Source organism: Zooshikella harenae (assembly GCF_018837975.1).
In the GTDB taxonomy this organism is placed as follows: domain Bacteria; phylum Pseudomonadota; class Gammaproteobacteria; order Pseudomonadales; family Zooshikellaceae; genus Zooshikella; species Zooshikella harenae.
Genome location: NZ_JAGSOY010000216.1, coordinates 1 through 1,843, shown reverse-complemented (window position 1 = coordinate 1,843; position 1,843 = coordinate 1). Strand labels below are relative to the sequence as shown.

General features: G+C 47.4%; 3 protein-coding genes. All 3 read left to right on the top strand.

The features are described 5' to 3' along the window. Positions 1–18: 18 nt before the first annotated feature. Genes KCG35_RS25020 through KCG35_RS25010 form a run of 3 tightly spaced genes read left to right on the top strand, consistent with a single transcriptional unit; the run spans position 19 to position 1,577 of the window. The gene (locus tag KCG35_RS25020; protein ID WP_215822572.1) at positions 19–438 is read left to right on the top strand and encodes a phage tail protein; all 420 of its coding nucleotides are present in this window, start codon (positions 19–21) and stop codon (positions 436–438) included. Continuing rightward, a complete protein-coding gene (locus KCG35_RS25015) occupies positions 410–616 on the top strand; it encodes a tail protein X (RefSeq protein WP_215822571.1) in 207 nt (68 codons plus the stop codon). Before KCG35_RS25020 ends, KCG35_RS25015 begins: the two co-directional genes overlap by 29 nt. Before the next feature lies 1 nt (position 617). Then, on the top strand, positions 618–1,577 hold the full coding sequence (locus tag KCG35_RS25010) for a contractile injection system protein, VgrG/Pvc8 family (RefSeq protein ID WP_215822570.1): 960 nt from the start codon (positions 618–620) through the stop codon (positions 1,575–1,577). Positions 1,578–1,843: the final 266 nt, after the last annotated feature.

Below are 1,843 nucleotides of genomic sequence, written 5' to 3'. Positions count from 1 at the left end.
ATCAAGACGGTTTGACGTATGGCTACTAGCACCTTACTGAAATTAGGCCCGTTTACCTTTTCCATCGAAACCGCCGCCTTTAATCAACTACACCGCACCTGGTCGTTTACCTGGTCCAAACAAAATCGTTTAGGCACCATCCCGCAACTGCAGTATACCGGCGAAGGTCAACAAACCATTAACCTGTCAGGAAGAGTATTTCCTGGTCAGTATGGGGTAGTCGATACCGTTGAGCAAATGGCGAAATTAGGCCAACAAGGCAAGCCGTTGTTATTGCTAGCAGGTACTGGCGATTTACTCGACTACTGGTGTATTACCAGCGTGGAGCAGACCAATAGCTATCTGGATCAACATGGCCAGCCCCGGAAAATCGACTTTAGTTTAGCGATCAGTTACTACGGTGAACACTATGAGGTATCTAACGAAACAAGACGATAATCTAGATGCCATCTGTTGGCTTTACTATGGAGAGCGTGAGGTTGGTTTTTATGTTCTCCAAGTATTAGCCGCAAACCCGGACCTGGCTGAGCTAGGTCCGTTCCTTCCTGCTGGGTTAACCATCGAACTTCCTGATCTACCCTCCCCTGTCCAACCCACCAAAAAGCTTTGGGATTAACATGCAACCCACCTTTAGTATTCAGTTGGCTGATACCAATCTAACGCCCACCATTAACCCGTTACTCATGAGTTTAGAAGTCACTGACGAAGCGGGCTGGAAGTCGGACAGTTTAACCCTGACCTTGGTCGATGACGGTTCGTTGGCCATCCCCAAAAAAGGCGTTCAATTATCCTGTGCCTTGGGCTATGTGGAAACCGGCTTAGTGCCTATGGGCAATTATACGGTGGATGAGGTGTTACTCTCAGGTCCACCCAACCAAATGCAAATTAAAGCCCGTGGTGCGGACTTAAAAGGGCCTATCCGTGCCCCGCGTAGCCAAAGCTGGCATCAGGTGAAATTGATGGATATTGTGGGGAGCATTGCCCAACGCCATGGCTTAAATCCGAAAGTAGCCGATAAATTTACCAACTTAATCATTCAGCATATCGACCAGACCGAAGAAAGTGACCTGCACTTTTTAAGTCGCATCGCCAACCAATATGATGCGATTGCCAAGCCTGTCGGTGAACATTTGTTATTTGTGGAGCGCAACCAGGGCAAAACGGCCAGCGGAAAACAACTGGAAGCTATTCACTTGTCAGGCAAAGACATCACTAGCTATCGAGGCAGTTTACCTGAACGTTCAGGTTATAAACGCGTCGTAGCGAAATACCACAATAGCAGTACAGGAAAAACAGAAAGCATCACTACAGGCAAAGGAGAACCTACACGCACATTGAGTTTACAGTATCCAACCCATGAGGCCGCTCAAGCAGCAGCCAATGCCGCCATTAAAGGAGCAGAACGATCCAAAGCCAGTCTGGAAATCACCTTACCTGGCAACCCTTTATTATCTGCAGAAAGACCCATCACTATAGCGGGATTGAGAGCGGGGTTAGACGGCAAGTGGCTTATCAAAACCGCTCGCCATACCCTTAGCAAATCTGGTTACACCTCTTCAATCAGCCTTTCAAAGTAAGCTGATCCCACCAAAATCGCACTCCTCCTCACTACCCTGCGCTTTGCGCGTCCTGAAGATTTTGTGAAATCCCAATGTGAACACAATCACCGCCCTACCCTTTGCAATTACTGGGCTTTAGGTAAAAATAGGTGGTTGCACAGCGTGAAAAAAAACGCAAGAAAATGAAAAAAAGTGCCGTTTTTTGAAAAACACGGCAACTGACCTTTGATCATTTTGGGGGATATTGGCGTATATTTTGGCCCCTCGTCTCATTTTGAGCACCC